The sequence below is a fragment of the Pelotomaculum sp. PtaB.Bin117 genome, from assembly GCF_002067195.1.
Lineage (GTDB): Bacteria > Bacillota > Desulfotomaculia > Desulfotomaculales > Pelotomaculaceae > Pelotomaculum_D > Pelotomaculum_D terephthalicicum.
The window spans coordinates 1-4,205 of the sequence record NZ_MVQM01000104.1 but is presented as its reverse complement, the minus strand read 5'-3'; the positions used below and the strand labels follow the sequence as shown (position 1 = coordinate 4,205).

Sequence of the window (4,205 nt, the reverse complement as noted above, 5' to 3'; positions counted from 1 at the left end):
TTCCCAGGCAGCCTGTGGCAAGGGTCGGCAAGAGCAGGACCAATATAAACGCCATAAAAACGATTTTTTTCATCGGTTCATCCTTTCGGGTGCAAGCCCCTGGGTCTCCCGCAGTCCGGGCAGATGCTGCCCTTTATCTCAGATGCGCTCCGGCTGCAGCCGAATACCGCAACGCTATCGCCCTGTGCTTCGCTGCCGGTTCCGCCCGCAACCATATCCAGCTGATCGTCATCCAGCTCACCGCTGTCCCCAGGCCTTCCGGCGCGGCCACTTGCGCGGCCGGCCAACCTGTCCAGCAAGCATCGCCGGAGTTCCTCCCGTATCCCACACTGGCCGGTCAGGACCGCCGACACCATGAATCTGGCCAAATCAACGTCCTTTATATATTCTTCCGGCACCGGCCCGGCAGGTATTATCTCTTCCGACGGATTCTGAATGATCCTGTCCACGTCGAGGCTGAAACGTTCGGCAAGTTCTTGCTCATTCATTATTTAATCCCACCCCTCAGCGCTCAACTCGGACCTCAGCCTTTTCACGGCCCTGTATATAATTACAGCCACATTGCTCTTAGTCAGGCCGGTGATTTCCGATATTGTTCCATTGGTCAGGCCCGCGGCGAATTTAAGGCTGATGAGATCCCTCTCCCGGTCACCGAGCTTTGTCATGGCCTTCAGCAGCTTGTCCAGTTTTTCCTTGCGGATCAGGGTGTCCACCGGGCTATCGTCGGCACACGCGATATGGCCCATAACTTCAATCGACACTAACCTGTTTCTCTTCTGTGCGCGTATGTAGTCGGTCAGCTTGTTGTGGGCAATGGCAAATATCCAGCGGCTGAAAGGCGCCTTGTCCTTTTGGTAACTCCCAATTTTGGCCACAACAAGCTCAAAGACCTTGCTGGTCAGATCTTCGGCTTCATGCGGGTCGCCGATGCGGTAGCGGATATACTTGTATATGCGGGGAAGGTAATAGTCGTAAACATCCGCAAAGGCAGCCGGATCGTGCACGGATCGGTCCACCAGATCCTGCTCGTTCGGCAAAGCTACGTTATGCATCGGATTCATTTCATAAGGCTCCTTATCTGTTAATACGCCGCATGCGGCATTACATTACAAAATCTCTAAAATCTTTGCGATGTATTTCTTTAAAAGTAGTGATTTCGACTCTTTTTTATTTTATTGGCAATTACTTCTTAGTTACAATGGACTAAAGTACAGTCCTACAGGCAAAAAAGTACAGTCTCTGAAAATTAGAGACTGTACTTTTTTGCCTGTAGGATAATCGGTATATTCTATTTATATTTACTTACCCTCGATAAGCCCCATCTGGGCCGCATAGGCAATCACCTGGGCCCGGTTTTCCAGTTGCAACAGTTCGATGATTCTGCCCATATGATACTTTATGGTCCGTTCAGTGAGACCTAGAGCCCCACCCGTTTCTTTATAGGTCATTCCCCCGGCTACCATTTCCAGCACCTTCAACTGCCGTTCGGTGAGCCGCCTTTTCTGGGTGTCCCCAATCGTCTGCTGAGAAAAATTATCAGCAGAGGGGGCGCTGCGGCTGAATTCTTTTAAAAGCCTGACAGCAAGGCCGGGAGATAAAGGAACCCCTCCTTTTTTCAAATCGAACAGCATATTCACAAGCTCTTTGGCGCTGGTGTTTTTCAAAAGATAGCCGGAAGCCCCATACTTGATCGCGTCAAAAAGGTCCTCATTCTCATCGGAGGTCGTCAGCATAACGATCCTGATATCCGGCATTTCGGCCTTGATCAGCTTTAACACATCCAACCCGCTGCACTCAGGCATTCTAATATCCATTAAAATAATATCCGGCTTCAGCCGCCGGGCCTGGGCCAGGGCGTCCCTGCCATTTTTCACGGCACCGACAACATTGACCCCATGCGTTTTAAGCAGGTATTGAAGACCTTCCATGAATAAAGCGTGATCATCTACCAGCATCACTTTCCCCGGCATTTCCGCTTTCCCCCTCGCTCACCGGTACACACAAAGCAATCCGGCTTCCTTTCCCTTCAATTGATTTGATCTCGAGCTGCGCGCCGATTTCCAAAGCCCGCTCCCGCATGATATTTAAACCGAATTTGTTCCTCATATCTTTAACAGGTTTTTGGATATCAAAGCCCTTGCCGTCGTCCTCTACGGCAACGCATAACTGCTCCCGCGCGAGGGCAAAGGACACCTTTACCTTGCCGGCGCCGGCATGCTTCCTGACATTATTCAAGGCTTCTTTCACAATGTTCAATACATTAATACGGACCTGCGGTTTAAGCCCTTCCCCTGTAAAGCCAAAAGGAATATTCAGTTTTACCCTGAGCCCGGTCTGTTTCTCAAAACCGGATATATCTTTGGAGAGAGCCGCAACAAAATTCTCATCTATAGACTCCGCGTTCCTGGCCTGGCGGATATATTTCCTGATCTCATTATGTGCCGCTTGGGTAACCTCAACCAATTTGCCGAGTTCAGTCGCGGCAATCTCTACCTCCGCGTTCAGGAGCTCTTGCCTGATGCCCTCGGCCTGAAAATTGATGAAGCCCAGCACCTGACCTAAATTGTCGTGCAGATCCCTGGCCAGCCGTTCCCTCTCCTCGGTGACGGCAAGCTTCCACTGCTGTTTCAGGTACTCCTGTTGAGCCAGCTTTTTCTCTGTTATGTCATAGGCAACCACAAGCCGGCCGATCAATACTCCCCTGTTATCAGTAAGCGGAGAAAGCCAGGCCTCATAAACCTTCGAATGTCCGTTTACACTTCCGGAGAACTCGCTCGGTGCAACATTTTTTTCTGTGCAGATATAAAGCAGTTCAGGGATTTTTTTGCAAACTTCCTCTACCTGCCTGGTTGAGGCCGCCGAAGCACTCATCCCGACCATTTCGGCAAAAGCGGGATTGGTATCCAAGACCCGGTTCCGCAAATCTAAGACCATAACTCCGGCATTCATTGTCTCAATCACGGTAGCCCGGGCTACCGGAACGACATCAAACAGCTTGTAGCGGAAAATAGCCCAGGCCACAATCAGACCGGCCGGCCCAAAGAACACTGGCGTCAGATCGAACCTTTGCACCGGGCTCCGGCCTGAAATGTAAAGTATATTCGGGATTATGATCAAACTTATCCCCAAAAGCAGGGCGGCGGCCTGTTTTCTATAAACGGTACTCTTAAAAAAGACTGCCCTGACAAGCAGTATCCAGGCGAAAATATTCAAAAAATGAGAGTACAGCGCGTGAATAAAAAATAACGGGCCGTATTTTTTAGCAATGACCGGAAATGAACCGCTGTAATCCATATGCATATCATACCTGATCAAACCATGCAACGGGTCTGTCCATACCAGCAGAATGATGATTGTCGGCAGAACTGCGAACCATAATACTTTTTTATTTTTAACCCACCGGTCATAACCGGTAAATTCCATGCATAAGGCCAGCAAGGTTACAGGGGAATAACAGTAGGCAAAATACTGCATATTGGCCCAGAAAAGTTTGGTGGAAAAATCGAGGCTCGCCATTTCCAGGGTATTTCCTGCGGACCATATCGTTACCACAAACATACTGCGCATAAAGCTTTTAGCGCCTTTAACGTCCCGGCGCCTTAGCAGCGCAAATATTCCCAGGGACATTGAGGCGCAGGCAGATACTATTAGTGGCCATATGTAAGGATTATATTGGTAGTGCACACTCTCTCCCCTAACCAATATCCTAATTTTCTAAGCCCTCTTGCCACTTAACAGCCTTATAATAACATAAAAATACCAACTTTAAAACAAACCGGCCACGAACTCCGTCAAAATCCCAAGATTTCCTCAAAGTAAAAGGCTGTTTCGCACTTGTTTTCGGATCAGGGTAGCAATAGTGAGATTATAAGCATAAAAACTTATTAAATTCACTAAACTAAAGATAATTTCTACTTCTAAATAAATATCTATTCAAGAATCATATCCTATGAAAAACCAATAGGCTTTGCTATTGCACATTTTTAACATAATGCGTCACAATACTTGTTCCGGCATGCGGCGCATTATTAACTGAAATACAGCTGAAATTTTATTTTCTAAATTTTATCGCTGATAATTTCAGAAAAACGGCATGAAATTTTAGGACATCGTGGACTAATCGGTGTAACGCCAATCCCGTAATTCTTAGTGATATCGACAAGAGGATCAAAAGTTGGTCTATGCATTATTTGCAGTAAGCAAAT

General features: G+C 47.8%; 4 protein-coding genes. All 4 read right to left on the bottom strand.

Annotated features, from left to right (window positions below; translation table 11 throughout):
* Positions 1-77: 77 nt before the first annotated feature.
* On the bottom strand, positions 78-488 hold the full coding sequence (locus tag A4E54_RS07100) for a hypothetical protein (protein WP_286725279.1): 411 nt from the start codon (positions 486-488) through the stop codon (positions 78-80).
* Positions 489-491: 3 nt separating this feature from the next.
* Positions 492-1,061: a sigma-70 family RNA polymerase sigma factor gene (locus tag A4E54_RS07095; RefSeq protein ID WP_286725276.1), complete on the bottom strand. Its 570-nt coding sequence runs from the start codon at positions 1,059-1,061 to the stop codon at positions 492-494.
* A 237-nt stretch (positions 1,062-1,298) separates the two neighbouring features.
* A complete protein-coding gene (locus A4E54_RS07090; protein WP_240081849.1) occupies positions 1,299-1,970 on the bottom strand; it encodes a response regulator transcription factor in 672 nt (223 codons plus the stop codon).
* Positions 1,942-3,684: a sensor histidine kinase gene (locus A4E54_RS07085; RefSeq protein ID WP_286725273.1), complete on the bottom strand. Its 1,743-nt coding sequence runs from the start codon at positions 3,682-3,684 to the stop codon at positions 1,942-1,944. The genes A4E54_RS07090 and A4E54_RS07085 overlap by 29 nt, the downstream gene beginning before the upstream one ends.
* Positions 3,685-4,205: the final 521 nt, after the last annotated feature.